Below are 15849 nucleotides of genomic sequence, written 5' to 3' on the forward strand. Positions count from 1 at the left end.
GGTCAGCAGACCAGCACCAGGTTGCCCTCGGTGAACGGGCAGTCCCCGCCGTCGGGGACACCCAGCACCTGGCGGTCGGCGGCCGGGAAGTCCGCGGTCGGTCCGGCGGCGAGCACCGGCGCCATGGCGTCGTGCCAGATCCGCGCGCCCTTGTCGCCGCCGTAGCCACCCACGCTCACGTTCCGGTCCGGGTTGAACACCATGACGCCGGCGGTGTACTCGGGTGTCGAGCCGACGAAGGCGACCGAGATGTTGCCCTGCGCGGTGCCGGTCTTGCCGGCGATGTCGTGGCCCGCGATCCGGGCCCGGCTCGCGGTGCCGATGTCGGACTCCACGTCGCCCCGCATGACCTGCGCCAGGGTGTGCGCCACCGGCGCGGGCAGCGCCCCGGCCGTGCAGTGGTCGCCGGTGTCCAGCGCCGAGCCGTCGGGCCCGGTCAGCGGTGACCCGTCGGCGGCCAGGACGGCGGTCACCGGCGTGGGGTCGCACCGGGTGCCGCCGGAGAACACCGTCGCGTAGGCGTCGGTGAGGTCCAGCGGGCTGGTCGCGTCGGGACCCAGGGTGAACGAGCCCTCCTCGCCGTCGATGATCTGCTGCGCGTCGTCGTCGGTGAGCGACGCCAGCCCGAGCTGCTGTGCCTCCCGGACCGGGCCCTCCACGCTGCCCAGGTGGTCCTCCAGGCCGACGAAGTACGTGTTGGACGACATCACCAGCGCGTCGGCCAGGTCGAGGGTCTCCGGGTAGTTCGGACTGGCGTTGGAGATGGTGTACGGCGCCCCGCGCGTGCCGCCGTTCTTCTTGTAGACCGTCGAGGTGTAGGGGCTCGACGTGGTCTGGGTGAACGACGCGGTGTAGCCGTGCTGCAGCGCGTAGGCCGCGGTGAACAGCTTGTACGTCGACCCCGACCCGCGGGCCGCCACGGTGGGCAGGTCGACCGACGTGCAGCCGGTGCCGGTGCAGCCGTAGGTGCGGTTGACGCTCAGGCCCAGCACGTGGCCGGTGCCCGGCTGCACCACGTCGTAGACCGCGGCCAGCTCGCTGTCCGGCGACACCACCCCGGCGGTCGCGGCGTCGCCGCTGCGCTGCACGGTCGGGTCCAGCGTCGTGCGGACCACCAGGCCACCCTCGTCCAGCTGCTGGTCGGTCAGGCCGAGCGTGCCGGTGAGGTACCCCCTCAGGTAGCTGCAGAAGAAGCCGCCGACCAGCGCCTGCGCGCACCCCTGCGGTGGCGTCCCGCCCGGCACGGTCGCCACCGGGGTCGCCAGGTCGGCGGCCAGGTCGGCGTCGGAGAGGTCGCCCAGGTCGTGCATCCGGTGCAGCACGACGTCGCGGCGGGCCTGCGCCACGTCGGGGTGCGCGATCGGGTCGTCGGCCGACGGGTTCTGCACCAGCCCGGCCAGCGTCGCCGCCTGCAGCGGGGTCAGCGCCGAGGCGTCGACGGAGAAGTAGGTGCGCGCCGCGGCCTGCACGCCGTAGGCGCCGTGGCCGAAGTACACGGTGTTCAGGTAGCGGGTGAGGATCTCGGTCTTGCTCAGCCGGGCGTCCACGGCCAGGGCGAGCCGTGCCTCGGTGAGCTTGCGGGCCAGCGTGTCGGCGGTGGCCTCCTGCTGCCCCTGGGTCGAGGTGGCGCGCTGCACCAGGGTCTGCTTGACCAGCTGCTGGGTGATCGTCGACCCGCCCTGCGCGGCGCCGCCGCTGGACACGTCGGTCACCAGCGCGCGCAGCGTGCCGATCGGGTCGACGCCGCCGTGGCTGTAGAAGCGGGAATCCTCGATGTCGACCAGCGCCGTCCCCATGACCGGGGCGACCTGGCCGGCGGTGACCGGCACCCGGTACTGGTCGTAGAAGTCGGTGACCAGCGACCCGTCGGCGGCCAGCACCGAGGTGATGCCCGGCAGGGGCGCGGTGGTGACCTCGTCGACGGCGGTGGTCGACACCGCGCCCTGGCTGTCGGCGGCGGCCCGGCCGGCCAGGTCGAGCCCGACCAGCCACGGCCCGGCCACCGCGGCGACGAGCACGCCGGCGACCACGACGGCTCCCAGAAGCTTCCCCACGACCACCCAGCGCACGCACCGCACCCTGCCCCCGCCGCCTGGGCACCGGCTGGCAGCTCCCCGCACGAGCACCTGGCAGGCTCGCACCCGTGACCGCACCGTCGTCCCCGGACCAGCCGTGGCCGGTGCGCACCGTGGCCCGCAAGGTCGCCGACTGGATCGGCCGCCTCGGCGAGGTGTGGGTCGAGGGCCAGGTCGCCCAGCTGTCCCGCCGGGGCTCGGCGACGGTGTTCCTCACCCTCCGCGACACCGCCGCCGACCTGTCGGTGCCGGTCACCTGCCCGCGGGACGTCGCCGACCGGCCGGGCGCGGCGCTGACCGAGGGCGCGCGGGTCCTCGTCCGGGCCCGGCCCGACTACTACGTGGCGCGCGGGTCGTTCTCCCTGCGCGCGACCGAGATCCGGGCGGTCGGGCTGGGCGAGCTGCTGGCCCGGATCGAGCGGATCCGCACGCTGCTGGCCGCCGAGGGCCTGTTCGACGCCCACCGCAAGCGGCCGCTGCCCTTCGCCCCCGCCGTCGTCGGGCTGGTCACCGGCAAGGGCAGCGCCGCCGAGCGCGACGTGCTGGTCACCGCGCGGCGGCGCTGGCCCGCCGTCCGCTTCGCCGTGCGGCACTGCGTCGTGCAGGGCCCCTCCGCCGCCGAGGAGGTCGTCGAGGCGCTGCAGCGGCTGGACCGGGACCCGGAGGTCGAGGTCATCGTGCTGGCCCGCGGCGGCGGCTCGGTCGAGGACCTGCTGCCCTTCTCCGACGAGGGCCTGGTCCGGGCCGTCGCCGCCTGCCGCACCCCGGTGGTCACCGGGGTCGGCCACGAGACCGACACCACCCTGGTCGACCACGCCGCCGACGTCCGGGCCGCCACGCCCACCGACGCCGCCCACCGGGTGGTGCCCGAGATCGGCGAGCAGCGCCGGCTGGTCGACGGGCTGCGCGCCCGCGCCCGCGCCCTGGTCACCGCCCGGGTCGAGCAGCAGGAACGCTGGCTGGAGTCGGTGCGCAGCCGCCCGTCCCTGGCCGAGCCCGAGCGGCTGCTGGCCGGCCGCGGGGAGGAGGTCGCCGCGCTGCGCACCCGGGCCACCCGCACGCTCACGCACCGGGTGGACCTCGCCGTCCGCGACCTCGAGCACGCCCGCGCCCGCGTCGCCGCGCTGTCCCCCCAGGCCACCCTGGACCGCGGCTACGCCCTGGTGCAGACCGCCGACGGTGCGCTGGTGCGCGCCCCCGACGAGGTCGCCGACGGGCAGTCCCTGCTGGTGCGGGTGGCCGGCGGTCGCATCCCCGTGCGCGTGGACCGGCAGGATGGTCAGCCGTGAGCACCCCGGAGCCGGCCCCGACGCAGAGCTACGAGCAGGCCCGCGAGGAGCTGGCCGACGTCGTGCGCAAGCTGGAGGGCGGCGGGCTGACGCTCGAGGAGTCCCTCGCGCTGTGGGAGCGCGGCGAGGAGCTCGCCGGGGTCTGCCAGCACTGGCTCGACGAGGCCCGCGAGCGGCTGCAGCAGGCGGCCCCCGCCGAGGAGCGCTGAGCGGTCACCCCGCCTGGTAGGGCTGCACGGACGCCGCGAGGGTGCGCAGCTCGTCGTCGGTCGCCGACCCGGTGACGGCGACCGTCGCACCGTCGGCCTCGAGCAGGTAGGCGGTCTCGCCCCGGGCGGTGGTCGTCTCCGTCCACTGCCGGCCGTCGATCTCCACCGGGGTGTCGCCCGACCGGCCGTCCAGCACCCGGGCCAGGTCCTCGGCGCGGGGCTCGTCGCCGACCACGAAGCCGGCGTACTCCTCGCTCGGGGTGACGTACCCGATGGCCAGCGTCACCGGGTCGCCGGTCTCGGTGGCGTCGCCGGCGTCGGTGGAGATGCTGGTGGCCCGCCAGTCGTCGGGCAGGCCCTGCGGCACCAGCAGCGGGTAGCTCGCCCGGGCCGCCGCGAGCTGGGTGCCCGTGGTCGTCTCCACCGTGCGCACCGGGTCGACGTCGTTCTGCCGCAGCGCGGTCAGGCCGACCAGCGCGAGCACGATGACGGTCAGCGGGAGCAGCGACCGCACCATGTTGGCGGCGGTGAACTTCGCGGCCCGCTCCTGCGAGGAACTGGCGACCATCTGCGCCTCGACGTCCTTCGAGCGCTCCTGACCCTGAGGTGCGGTGTCGGCCATGGACCTAGGATCGCAGCAGCGCTCCCCCATCCCGTCGACCGGCGGTGCACCGGCGGTCCGGCGGCCCCCCGAGGAGGTCCTCCGTTGTCCCTGCCCGTCCCCGACGGCCCGGTCCCGACCTACCACTCCGCCTTCCACGAGCAGACCCCTCCGACGGGCATCCGCCCCGACCGGAACCTCGCGCTGGAGCTGGTCCGGGTCACCGAGGCCGGGGCGATGGCAGCGGGCCGGTGGGTCGGCCGGGGTGACAAGAACGGCGGCGACGGCGCGGCGGTCGACGCCATGCGGGCGCTGATCCAGACCGTGAGCATGCGCGGCACCGTCGTCATCGGGGAGGGCGAGAAGGACGAGGCCCCGATGCTGTTCAACGGCGAGGAGGTCGGCGACGGCACCGGCGCCGAGTGCGACGTCGCGGTCGACCCGGTCGACGGCACCACCCTGATGGCCAAGGGCATGCCCAACGCCGTCTCCGTGCTCGCGGTGGCCGACCGGGGCGCGATGTACGACCCGTCCGCGGTCTTCTACATGGACAAGATCGCCACCGGGCCCATCGCCGCCGACGTGGTCGACATCCGGCTGCCGGTGAAGGAGAACATCCGCCGGGTGGCCAAGGCGAAGAAGGCGTGGCCCGCCGACGTCACCGTGGTCATCCTGGACCGCCCGCGCCACCAGGCGCTGGCGCAGGAGGTCCGGGACGCCGGGGCGCGGATCAAGTTCATCACCGACGGCGACGTCGCCGGCGCGATCGCCGCGGCCCGCGAGGGCACCGGCGTGGACCTGCTGCTGGGCATCGGCGGCACGCCCGAGGGGATCATCACCGCCTGCGCGCTCAAGTGCATGGGTGGTGCACTCCAGGGCCGGCTGTGGCCCAAGGACGACGACGAGAAGCAGAAGGCCATCGACGCCGGCCACGACCTCGACCGGGTGCTGGACATCGACGACCTGGTCCGCGGCGACGTCTTCTTCGTCGCCACCGGCATCACCGACGGCGAGCTGCTGCGCGGCGTGCAGTACCGGGCCGGCGGGTGCACCACGCAGTCGCTGGTCATGCGTTCGCGGTCGGGCACGATCCGGGCCATCGAGAGCCTGCACTCGCTGGAGAAGCTGAACCAGTACTCCGCGGCCGGCTCCGACTACTGACCTCCCGCACGACGACGGCCGGGTCCCCCGCGGGGGGCCCGGCCGTCGTCGTGGTGGTCAGGAGGTGAAGCAGTCGAAGACCGTCGACTCCTCGGTCCACGGCACCCGGCCGCCGCAGCTCTCCGCGTACCGCTCGTACTCCGAGTCGACCGGCGACGACGCGTACAGGTCCAGGCACCCCTCGACCGAGCCGTCGAAGCAGTCCTGCGCGTAGCCGTCGAGCTCGGCGTCGTCGCCTAGCCCGTCGGGCGAGGTGGGCGTGCCCTCGATGATCGACCCGTACAGGCTGCCGTCCGAGGGCAGCGACGGCAGGGAGATCGACGGCAGCGAGGGCAGCGGCGGGAGGCTGAGCGTGACCGTCGGCGGGGCGGCCACCGGCACGTCGTCGTCCCCTCCGCCGAGGAACACCACGAGCGCGACGACCACCGCCGTCACCACGACGACGGCGCCGATGGCCAGCCCGATCACGGTGTTCTTGTTGTCCTTCTGCGGCGGGTGGCCCCAGGGCTGCTGACCGTAGGGCGGCTGACCGTACGGAGGCTGACCCCAGGGCGGCTGGCTCCACGGCTGCTGACCGTGGGGACCCTGCGGCCCGTACGGGTCGGCGCCCCAGGGCTGCTGCCCACCCGGGGGTGGGACGGGGGGCTGGGCCATCAGTCGAAGGCCGAGGTGCAGGGCGTGCCCGTACCGGTCGGCTGGCGGCCGGCGCACGAGTCGCCGTAGGCGTTGTAGGCCTCCAGGCCCTGGCCGAGCGACTGGAAGAACAGCGAGTCGCAGTCGTCCATGTTGCCGTCGTAGCAGCTCTGCGCCAGCTGGTTGAGGTTCGCGTCGGAGCCGAGCCCGTCGGGGGTCGCACCCGGCGGGGGCACGGGGCCGCCGCCGGAGCTGCCCCCGGAGCCGTCGCCGTAGAGCGAGTCGCACTCGCCGTAGGTCTCGTCGGTCCGCTGGCCGCAGGTCGAGCCGTACTCCTCGTAGTCCGACCCGACGTCGGAGGTCAGCCAGAGCTCGTCGCAGGCGGCCCAGTCCTCGGCGTAGCACCGGTCGGCGAGCTGGTCGAGGGAGGAGTCGTCGCCCAGGCCCGAGGGTGACTCGCCGGCCGGCACCGAGCCGCCGCCCCCGGAGGAGCTGGACGACGCACCCGAGGAGGTGGTGCGCGAGGCCGAGGTGGACTCACCCGCGGAGGTGCTGGTCGGGCTCGTGGTGGTGTCGCTGTTGCCCTTGTCCAGGAACAGCACGAGGCCCACCACGATCGCCGCGACGAGCACGACACCGCCGATGGCCAGGGCGATGACCTTGTTCTTGTTGCCCGACGGGGGCTGCCCGTAGGGCGGCTGGCCGTACTGGCCCGGCTGCCCGTACTGGCCCGGCTGTCCGTACTGCCCCGGCTGCCCGTACTGGCCCGGCTGCCCGTACTGGCCCTGCTGCCCGTACTGGTCCTGCCCGTAGGGCGGCTGGCCGTACTGGCCCTGTTGGCCGTAAGGCGGCTGCTGGCCGTACTGACCCTGCTGGCCGTAGGGGGGCTGCTGGCCGTAGGGCGGCTGCTGGCCGTGCTGACCCGACTGCCCCTGCTGGCCACCCCAGGGCTGCCCGGACTGGCCCGGCTGCTCGCCGCCGCCCCAGGGCTGCTGGCCGTCGTGGGGCGGGTTGGGGGGTTGGGACATGTTCTGGACTCCTCGGTTCCGGACCCTGGCGTGCGGATCGTAGGGACCGGTCCCACGCAGGGCCACCCTTCGTGATCCTCCGGTGACCTGGCCGGGCCGCGGCTGCCGGGCCGCCGGTGTCTAGGGTCTGCCTTGCGTCTCGCACGACAGTCGACACCACCGGGAGAGCAGCGTGGCCACCGAGCAGGACTTCCGCATCGAGCACGACTCCATGGGCGAGGTCCGGGTGCCCGCGCACGCCAAGTGGCGGGCGCAGACCCAGCGGGCCGTGGAGAACTTCCCGATCAGCGGCACGCCCATCGAGCGCGAGCTCATCGGCGCGCTGGCCGCCATCAAGGGTGCCGCGGCCACGGTCAACGCCGAGCTCGGCGTGCTGGACGGCGACGTCGCGCAGGCCATCCACGCCGCCGCCCAGGAGGTCGCCCGGGGCGACTGGGACGAGCACTTCCCGATCGACGTGTTCCAGACCGGGTCGGGCACCTCGTCGAACATGAACACCAACGAGGTCATCGCCACCCTGGCGTCGGACGCCTCCGGCCTGGCCGTGCACCCCAACGACCACGTGAACGCGTCGCAGTCCTCCAACGACGTGTTCCCCTCGGCCATCCACATCGCCACCACGCGCGCCGTCGTCGCCGTCCTGGTGCCGGCCCTGGAGCACCTGGCCGCCAGCCTCGAGCGCAAGGCGACCGAGTTCGCCACCGTGGTCAAGAGCGGCCGCACCCACCTGATGGACGCCACCCCGGTCACCCTCGGGCAGGAGTTCGGCGGGTACGCCGCCGCGATCCGCTACGGCGTCGAGCGGCTGCAGGCCTCGCTCCCCCGCATCGGCGAGCTGCCCCTGGGCGGCACCGCGGTCGGCACCGGCATCAACACCCCGCCCGGGTTCGCCGCCACGATCATCGAGAAGCTCGCCGCGGACATGGAGCTGCCGCTCACCGAGGCACGCGACCACTTCGAGGCGCAGAGCTCCCGCGACGGCCTGGTCGAGGCCTCCGGCCAGCTCAAGACCATCGCGGTCGGCCTGGTCAAGATCTGCAACGACCTGCGCTGGATGGGCTCGGGCCCGCGCACCGGCCTCGGCGAGATCGCCCTCCCCGACCTGCAGCCGGGCTCGTCGATCATGCCCGGCAAGGTGAACCCGGTGCTGCCCGAGGCCGCCATCCAGGTCGCCGCCCAGGTCATCGGCAACGACGCCGCCGTCACCTTCGCCGGCACCACCGGCTCCTTCGAGCTCAACGTGACCCTGCCGCTGATGGCGCGCAACGTGCTGGAGTCGATCCGGCTGCTGGCCAACGTGTCGCGGCTGCTGGCCGACCGCTGCGTCGACGGCATCACGGCCAACGAGGAGCAGTGCCGCACCTACGCCGAGAGCTCCCCCTCCATCGTCACGCCGCTGAACAAGTACATCGGCTACGAGGAGGCGGCGGTCGTGGCCAAGACCTCCCTCAAGGAGCGGAAGACGATCCGCCAGGTGGTCGTGGAGCGCGGCTTCGTGGCCCAGGGCAAGCTCACCGAGGCGCAGCTGGACGCCGCTCTCGACGTGCTGTCCATGACCCACCCGTGACCACGACCCGTCTGGCCATCATCGGCGCCGGCGGGTTCGGGCGGGAGGTCCACGACGTCGTCGAGGCCATCGAGGACTCCGGTCGACCCGACCGGTTGGTCGTCGTCGGCTTCCTCGCCGACGGCGACGGCGACGTGTCCCTCGTCGAGGAGCGGGGCGTGCCCTTCCTGGGCCCGGTCGCCGAGCTGGAGGGACTGCCGGACGACGTCGGCTACGTCGTGGCGATCGGCAGCGGAGCCGCCCGGCGCGCGATCGACACGTGGGCGTCCGGTCTGGGCCGGCCCGCGGTGACCCTGGTGCACCCGGCGGCGTCGGTCGGCCGGCACCGCGTGGAGCTCGGCCCGGGCACCGTCGTGCTGAGCGGCGCCACGATCACCACGAACGTCCGCACCGGGCGGTCGGCGCAGGTCCACGCCGGGGTGGTCGTGGGCCACGACGCCACGATCGGCGACTACGCCACCCTGTGCCCGAACGTCTCCGTGACGGGCAACGTGACCGTGGGCGACGGGGCGTTCCTGGGCTCGGGCTGCTCGGTCGTCCCGGGGGTGACCATCGGTGCGAACGCGGTCGTGGGTGCCGGTGCCGCCGTCGTCTCCGACATCCCGGCCGACGCCCTGGCCCTCGGTGTCCCCGCCCGGGTGCGCCCCCCTCGCTGAGCCCGCCGCGCGGTCCGGTGCCGTTGCGGAACCGGACTGCCGATGACGGACCTGCGCCGCCGCGCAGTGCGCGCGTGCAGGGCTGGGCAGAGGAGCGCACGCAGATGGACACCCCGTTGGTCACCGTGCTCGTCCCGACCTGGAACGGCGCGGTCCACCTACGGGCCACCCTGAGGTCCATCCTCACCCAGTCCTACAAGAACCTGCAGGTGGTGGTCGGGGACGACGCCTCGACCGACGACACGCCCAGCATCCTCGCGGCGGTGGCCGAGGCCGACCCCCGCGTGGAGGTCGTGACCCACCCGGTCAACGGCGGCCAGTTCGTGAACCAGCTCGCCCTCCTCGAGCGCGTCCGTGGCGAGTTCGTCAAGTTCGTCATGCACGACGACGTCCTGGCCACCGACCACGTCCGCGTGCTCGTCCGCGGTCTGCAGGCGCACCCCGAGGCCCGGATGGCCTTCTCCCGCAGGCTGCACGTGGACGCGTCCGGGAAGGAGATCCCGGGCTCCGCGGAACGTCCCCTCGCCGACCGTTCCGGGCTGCTGGACGGGTCCGACCTGGTGGTCCGCTGCCTCCGCGCCGGGGCCAACCTCGTCGGCGAGCCGACCACGGTGCTGATGCGCAGCGCGGACCTGGCCGCTGCCACCGAGGACCTGGGCTTCCTGGACGGCGAGACGCTGTGGACCCTCACCGACTTCACCATGTGGCTGCGCCTCCTCGCCCGCGGTCCGGCGTTCTACAGCCCCGACGCGCTCAGCAGGTTCCGCCACCACGCGACCCAGGACTCCGCGGACGCCCGCCTGATCTCCCGCGGTCTGCTCGACTGGCCGCGGGTCGTCGACTGGGCGCACCGCTCGGGGCTCCTCGCGGACCCGGGCGACCGGCGAGCTGCCTACGCCCAGGTGCTCGGCCGGTGCGCCGCCTGGCTGATCGGGCCGGCCGGCGCCGACCTCGGGGGTCCTGCCGCCCGCGCCGCCCTGCTCTGCCTGGTGGGGATGCACGAGGTCGACGCGGGCGTGGTCGGCGGCGACCCCGACGTGCCCCTGGCGCTGCGCGCCGGCGCGGCTCCCGTCGGCGCACTCCTCGGGACGTCGGTGCCCGCGCACGTCGACAGCGGTCTCGAGCTGGTCTCGTGACGGGTAGCCGGCCGCAGGCCCTCGCCGAGCCGCTGTACGTCAGCCGGCCGGTCCTCCCCCCGCTGGCCGACTACGTCGCCGACCTCGAGGAGATCTGGGCGTCGGGGATCCTCACCAACATGGGGGCGTTCCACGAGCGCCTCCAGGCCGCGGTGCAGCGCAGGGTCGGGGTCGGCGAGGTGACGCTGTGGAACAACGGCACCACGGCCCTCGTCGCCGCCCTCGCCGCGCTCGACCTGCGCGGCGAGGTCGTCGTCACCCCCTTCACCTTCCCGGCGACGGTGCAGGCGATCGCCGCGCTGGGGCTGACGCCGGTCTTCGCCGACGTGGACCCGCGCACGGGCACGCTGTCCCCGAGGGCGGTCGCCGAGCGCATCACGGCCGCGACGTCGGCGATCGTCGGCACCCACGTCTACGGGGCCTTCTGCGACACCGAGGCCCTCGGCCAGCTGGCCCACGAGCACGGCCTGAAGGTGGTGTACGACGGCGCGCACTCCTTCGCCCGCCGCACTCCGGTGTTCCCGGCCGGCCCCAGGTCGCTGGGCGACGTCACCATGCTGAGCTTCCACGCGACGAAGCTGTTCCACGCGGTCGAGGGCGGCGCGCTCGTCACCGACGACCCCGGGCTGCACGAGCGCCTGACGCACTACCGGAACTTCGGCATCCGCTCCGAGGACGTCGTCGCCGGTACCGGGCTGAACGGCAAGATGAGCGAGCTGCACGCGGCGATGGGGCTGCGCGTGCTCGACATGGTGGACGACGAGATCGACCGCCGGTCCGCGCTCGCCCGGCGGTACGTGCGCGGACTCGAGGACGTGCCCGGCGTGTCCGTCATCGCGGGGGACGGCGCCTCGGTCCAGTACCTCGTCGTCCGGGTGGATGCGCGCTCGGCCGGGATCGACCGGGACGGGCTGCACCGCGAGCTCCGCGGGCTCAACATCATCAGCCGCCGGTACTTCCACCCGCTGTGCAGCGACATCGAGCCCTTCTCCGGTCACCCGTCGGCCGAGCACCTGCCCGTGGCCCGGCGGTTCTCGGCCGAGTGCCTGGCCCTCCCGCTGCACGGCAGCATGGACAGCGAGGTCGTCGACCGCATCTGCGCCGCGATCGCCTGGCACGCCGCGCCCGCGGTCCGGGGAGCGGCCTGACCGGTTCGGCTCACCGCCGCTGGAGCACGTAGCTGTTCTCGAAGCCGTGGGCGCACCCGACCACGTGGAAGTCGTCGAAGAAGCCGCCGGCACGCAGCAGGTCCACCGCCGGGCCGACCTCGGGTGAGTACTCCCAGTCGGCGTAGTCGTCGAAGACCACGAACCCACCGGGGACGACCGCCGGGGCGTAGATCAGGTAGTCCAGCAGCACGTTGCGCTTGGTGTGCCCGCCGTCGATGTGCAGCAACGCCACCCGCGGCTCGAGGGCGTAGAAGTGCTCGGCGCTCAGCTCGGAGAAGCCGTGGATGATCTCCGCATCGGGGAGCAGCCTGCGCTGGTAGTGGCTGAACTCCTCGAACTGCTTCGGCAGGACGAAGGGGTCGATGCCGATCACGCGGCGGTGGCGCCCGACCTCGTTCATCAGGGCCAGGGACTTGCCCTTCCAGACCCCGATCTCGACGAGGTCGCCGGGCGCGTCCCCCAGCAGCGCGCAGAGGTACCCGAGGAGCCTGACGTGGTCGTGGAAGGACACCTCGCGGCGCTGCATCGCGGACTCGCGGGGCAGGTCTGCGCGGGCCTGCTCGAACTGCTCGCCGAGCCGCTCCCAGACCCGCTGGACGTCGCCCTCCGCCGACTGCTCCTCGATGAAGCGGTTCAGTTCCTGCACGGTCAGCATGGGGTCCCCCGGGGAAGGCGCCGACGTCTCCTGCCGGCCTGCAGCCGGACCCTATCCACTCCCGCTGCCCCGACGCGGCGACCACCCGGCACGGCGCCGGACCGTTCCACCGACGCATCCGGCCCGCCCACCCAGTAGCGTGACTGCCTGATGAGCGCCACAGCAGACACCGAGGTAACCGGTCCGGCCACCCTGCGCTACCCGGGGGGTGAACTGGAGCTGCCGCTGCGCGCGGCGACCGAGGGGTCGCACGGGTACGACACGTCCAAGCTGCTGGCCACCACCGGCCAGGTGGCGCTGGACATCGGGTTCGTCAACACCGCGGCCTGCACGTCGGCGATCACCTACATCGACGGAGACGCCGGCGTCCTGCGCTACCGCGGGTACCCGATCGACCAGCTGGCCGGGAAGGCCAGCTTCGTCGAGGTCTCCTACCTGCTCATCCACGGCGAGCTGCCCACGGCCGCCCAGCTGGCCGAGTTCGACGGCAAGATCCGCCGGCACACGCTGCTGCACGAGGACCTCAAGCAGTTCTTCAAGGGCTTCCCCCGCGACGCCCACCCGATGCCGGTGCTGTCCTCGGCGGTCAGTGCGCTGTCGACCTTCTACCAGGACTCGCTCGACCCCTTCGACGAGGCCCAGGTCGAGATGAGCACCTACCGGCTGCTGGCCAAGCTGCCGACCATCGCGGCCTACGCCTACAAGAAGTCCGTCGGGCAGCCGTTCCTCTACCCGGACAACTCCCTCGGCCTGGTCGAGAACTTCCTCCGGATGACCTTCGGCCTCCCGGCCGAGCCCTACGAGGCCGACCCCGAGCTGGTCAAGGCGCTCGACATGCTGTTCGTGCTGCACGCCGACCACGAGCAGAACTGCTCGACCTCCACGGTCCGGCTGGTCGGCTCCTCGCACGCCAACCTCTTCGCCTCGGTCTCGGCCGGCATCAACGCGCTGTTCGGCCCGCTGCACGGCGGGGCCAACCAGTCGGTCCTGGAGATGCTCGAGGCCATCCAGCGCGACGGCGGCGACATCCCCACGTTCGTCAAGCGCGTCAAGGACAAGGAGCCCGGCGTCAAGCTCATGGGCTTCGGCCACCGGGTCTACAAGAACTACGACCCGCGCGCGGCGATCGTGAAGTCCACGGCCGACTCCGTGCTGGACAAGCTGGGCGGCAACAGCGAGCTCCTCGACCTGGCCCGCCAGCTCGAGGAGGTCGCGCTCACCGACGACTACTTCGTGCAGCGGAAGCTCTACCCGAACGTCGATTTCTACACCGGGCTGATCTACCGGGCGATGGGCTTCCCCACCCGCATGTTCACCGTGCTGTTCGCCCTGGGCCGGCTGCCCGGCTGGATCGCGCAGTGGCGGGAGATGATCGAGGACCCGACCACCAAGATCGGCCGGCCGCGACAGGTCTACACCGGGCCCACCGTGCGCGACTTCGTGCCCCTCGACCAGCGCTGACCGCGTGCCCGACGGCGACACCTTCCGCCTGCCGCCGGTCCCCCTCGCCTCGGGGGACCGGCTGGCGGACCCGGACGGGCGGACCGTCGTCGGCGTCGAGCTGGTGCTGACCACCGCGGACGGCGGCAGCACCCGCATCCCGCTGCGCGCCGAGCACGGCGCCTGGTGGGCCCCGCGTCACCCGGAGGGGTGAGCCGGCCACCCCGTCCGGGTCGGCTCCCTCAACCGGCTCCCCCGGTGGCCCGATGCCCTCGGTGGACACCGGTCGACCCCCGGCCCGCCACCGGCGCGGGCGCGACCCGGTGCCGGGGGGAGCACCGTGCCGCCGCGCTCCGCCGCGACCCTCCCCCGGTCCACCTCCCCGGCCACCCGACCGGTCCCCCGGACCCCGCAGGAGCTCGCGCGCGCGCGGGCGGCCACCCGCCGCCGGGCGCTGACCGCGCGCGCGGAGGCGGCTGCGGCGCGCAAGGCCGCCGCCCGGGCCCGCCGCCGGGCCGCCCTGACCCGCTGGACCCACCGGGCCGGCGCGGTGACCAGCGTGCTGCTCGTCGTCCTCGTGGGCGCCGTCGTCGTGTCGGGCGTGCAGCCGGCCACCCCCGCAGCCGCCTCCGCCCCGCTCGACCTGGCCGCACAGGCCGCCCAGCTCCGTGACCAGCTGACCGCCACCACCACGGACCTGCAGGCCGCCCGCGCCGGCGTCACCGCCGCCATCACCGACCTGACGACCGCGCAGGCCGACCTCGCCACCGCCCAGGCCGCACTGGCCGCCGCCCGCGCCGCGGTGGGGTCCGGCGCCGGCGACCTGTACCGGGGCACCCCCGCCGACCGCGCCGTCGCCGCCGGCTTCCCCGCCGGCACCGACCTGGCCGTCGCGGGGTCGGTCGCCGTGCTGGCCGAGCGGGCGGACCAGCGGCTGGCCGGGCTGACCCGCACCGCCCAGGACGCGCAACGGTCGCTCGAGCACGCGCAGCGCCGGGTCACCGCCGCCCAGGCCGTCCTGGACGCCGCGCACGGCCGGATCACCGACGTCACCGACGCCGCCCGCGCCCGGGCCGAGCAGGTGCCCCCGGTGGTCACCGCGGCGCTGGCCGGGCTGCCCGCCGCACCGACCTCGGCCGACCAGCAGGCCACCGCCGACGCCGCCCGCACCGCGTGGCAGGCGCGGCTGGGCGCGCTGGCGGCCGCGGGGATCACCCTGCCGACGGCGGCGCAGCTGCGCGACGGCGACCTGCCCGGGGGCCTGAGCCCGGCCCGCGACGCCGCCGGGGCACCGGTCCCCGGTGCCGCGGTCGGGGTCGTCGACGGGGCCGTGGTGCCCGTGCCGTCGGCCGAGGCGGCCGCCGCCGTCAGCTTCGCGTTCGCCCAGCTGGGCACCCCCTACTCCCCCGGCGGCAGCACCGCCGCCGGGATGGACTGCGGCGGCCTGACCGCGGCCGTGTGGACCTCCGCCGGCACCGCGCTGGGCACGGGCCTGGTCGACCAGTGGTCGGCCGGCACCGTCGTCCCGACCGGGCAGCTGCAGGCCGGCGACCTCGTCTTCGGCATCGACCCCCTGCTGGGCCTCGACGACGTCGGCGTCTACGTCGGCGACGGCCAGGTGGTCACCGCCTCGGCCCGGCAGGCGCAGGTCATCGTGGCCGGGCTGCCCGAGGGCGCGACCGCCGTCCGCACGTCCCTGCCCGTCGACGCGCCCAACGCAGCCCCTCCCGGGACCGGCTCGCTGGTGGCCACCTGCGGGGCGCTGCCGACCGCGGCCACCGTGGCCGGGGCACCGGTCGACCCGGCCTGGGGTGGCTGGTCCAACGGCCGCATCCCGGTGTCGGTGCTGTGCCCGGTGGGCGGCGGGCAGCTGCTGCGCTGCGACGCGGCCGCGGCCTACACCGCGCTGGACCGGGCCTTCCAGCAGGCGTTCGGGACGCCACTGTGCATCACCGACTCCTACCGCTCCTACGCCGCGCAGCTCGACGCGCACACCCGCAAGCCGCGGATCACCGCGGTGCCCGGCACGTCCAACCACGGGTGGGGCCTGGCCGTGGACCTGTGCGGCGGGGTGAACGTGTTCGGCACCCCGCAGCACGACTGGATGGTCACCTACGCCGGCCACCTGGGCTGGGTGCACCCCGACTGGGCACAGGCCACGGGCAGCAACCCCGAGCCCTGGCACTGGGAGTTCGGCCACCTGGCCGACTGACCCTCCCGGCGGTCCGCA

General features: G+C 74.2%; 15 protein-coding genes. 10 read left to right on the plus strand and 5 right to left on the minus strand.

Translation table 11 applies throughout. From position 1 onward, the window contains the following. Positions 1 to 2: 2 nt before the first annotated feature. Positions 3 to 2069 carry a transglycosylase domain-containing protein gene (locus BLT39_RS00560; RefSeq protein ID WP_242658053.1) on the minus strand — a complete coding sequence of 689 codons (2067 nt, stop codon included), beginning with the start codon at positions 2067 to 2069 and terminating at the stop codon, positions 3 to 5. A gap of 74 nt (positions 2070 to 2143) precedes the next feature. Between BLT39_RS00560 and xseA the strand changes: the two genes are divergently transcribed. Together xseA and BLT39_RS00570 are read left to right on the plus strand one after the other, a co-directional pair. After that, positions 2144 to 3364 (plus strand): exodeoxyribonuclease VII large subunit, encoded by a 1221-nt coding sequence (xseA, locus tag BLT39_RS00565; protein WP_091056987.1) that lies wholly within the window; start codon positions 2144 to 2146, stop codon positions 3362 to 3364. Continuing rightward, positions 3361 to 3573, plus strand: coding sequence for an exodeoxyribonuclease VII small subunit (locus tag BLT39_RS00570; RefSeq protein ID WP_091056991.1), 213 nt, complete (start codon positions 3361 to 3363; stop codon positions 3571 to 3573). The genes xseA and BLT39_RS00570 overlap by 4 nt, the downstream gene beginning before the upstream one ends. Before the next feature lie 4 nt (positions 3574 to 3577). Here BLT39_RS00570 and BLT39_RS00575 read toward each other — a convergent pair whose 3' ends face one another. After that, the gene (locus BLT39_RS00575) at positions 3578 to 4195 is read right to left on the minus strand and encodes a DUF4245 domain-containing protein (protein WP_091056995.1); all 618 of its coding nucleotides are present in this window, start codon (positions 4193 to 4195) and stop codon (positions 3578 to 3580) included. Between the two features lie 84 nt (positions 4196 to 4279). Between BLT39_RS00575 and glpX the strand changes: the two genes are divergently transcribed. Then, positions 4280 to 5335, plus strand: coding sequence for a class II fructose-bisphosphatase (glpX, locus tag BLT39_RS00580; RefSeq protein WP_091056999.1), 1056 nt, complete (start codon positions 4280 to 4282; stop codon positions 5333 to 5335). A gap of 57 nt (positions 5336 to 5392) precedes the next feature. Here the strand turns inward: glpX and BLT39_RS00585 are convergent, their stop codons facing one another. Together BLT39_RS00585 and BLT39_RS22640 are read right to left on the minus strand one after the other, a co-directional pair. After that, positions 5393 to 5803, minus strand: coding sequence for a hypothetical protein (locus BLT39_RS00585; protein ID WP_091057002.1), 411 nt, complete (start codon positions 5801 to 5803; stop codon positions 5393 to 5395). Positions 5804 to 5988: 185 nt separating this feature from the next. Further along, the gene (locus BLT39_RS22640; RefSeq protein ID WP_207507488.1) at positions 5989 to 6996 is read right to left on the minus strand and encodes a hypothetical protein; all 1008 of its coding nucleotides are present in this window, start codon (positions 6994 to 6996) and stop codon (positions 5989 to 5991) included. A 172-nt stretch (positions 6997 to 7168) separates the two neighbouring features. Between BLT39_RS22640 and BLT39_RS00595 the strand changes: the two genes are divergently transcribed. From BLT39_RS00595 to BLT39_RS00610, 4 genes are all read left to right on the plus strand, one after another. Next, a complete protein-coding gene (locus tag BLT39_RS00595) occupies positions 7169 to 8563 on the plus strand; it encodes a class II fumarate hydratase (RefSeq protein ID WP_091057005.1) in 1395 nt (464 codons plus the stop codon). After that, a complete protein-coding gene (locus BLT39_RS00600; protein WP_207507490.1) occupies positions 8560 to 9219 on the plus strand; it encodes a NeuD/PglB/VioB family sugar acetyltransferase in 660 nt (219 codons plus the stop codon). Before BLT39_RS00595 ends, BLT39_RS00600 begins: the two co-directional genes overlap by 4 nt. Before the next feature lie 74 nt (positions 9220 to 9293). Continuing rightward, positions 9294 to 10355, plus strand: coding sequence for a glycosyltransferase family 2 protein (locus BLT39_RS00605; protein ID WP_131801369.1), 1062 nt, complete (start codon positions 9294 to 9296; stop codon positions 10353 to 10355). Then, positions 10352 to 11503 carry a DegT/DnrJ/EryC1/StrS family aminotransferase gene (locus BLT39_RS00610; protein ID WP_091057012.1) on the plus strand — a complete coding sequence of 384 codons (1152 nt, stop codon included), beginning with the start codon at positions 10352 to 10354 and terminating at the stop codon, positions 11501 to 11503. The genes BLT39_RS00605 and BLT39_RS00610 overlap by 4 nt, the downstream gene beginning before the upstream one ends. A 10-nt stretch (positions 11504 to 11513) precedes the next feature. On the opposite strand, the gene BLT39_RS00615 is transcribed toward BLT39_RS00610, so the two are convergent. Further along, entirely contained in the window at positions 11514 to 12179 is a 666-nt protein-coding gene (locus tag BLT39_RS00615; RefSeq protein WP_091057015.1) for a class I SAM-dependent methyltransferase, read from the minus strand. A gap of 150 nt (positions 12180 to 12329) precedes the next feature. Here BLT39_RS00615 and BLT39_RS00620 point away from each other — a divergent pair, with 150 nt between their 5' ends. From BLT39_RS00620 to BLT39_RS23190, 3 genes are all read left to right on the plus strand, one after another. Beyond that, a complete protein-coding gene (locus BLT39_RS00620) occupies positions 12330 to 13640 on the plus strand; it encodes a citrate synthase (RefSeq protein WP_091057019.1) in 1311 nt (436 codons plus the stop codon). Between the two features lie 4 nt (positions 13641 to 13644). Further along, entirely contained in the window at positions 13645 to 13833 is a 189-nt protein-coding gene (locus BLT39_RS00625; RefSeq protein WP_091057023.1) for a hypothetical protein, read from the plus strand. 126 nt (positions 13834 to 13959) lie between these two features. After that, complete coding sequence (locus tag BLT39_RS23190) at positions 13960 to 15831, plus strand: NlpC/P60 family protein (protein ID WP_091057026.1); 1872 nt, start codon at positions 13960 to 13962, stop codon at positions 15829 to 15831. Positions 15832 to 15849 lie beyond the last annotated feature (18 nt).

The organism is Klenkia brasiliensis, from assembly GCF_900100695.1.
GTDB lineage: Bacteria > Actinomycetota > Actinomycetes > Mycobacteriales > Geodermatophilaceae > Klenkia > Klenkia brasiliensis.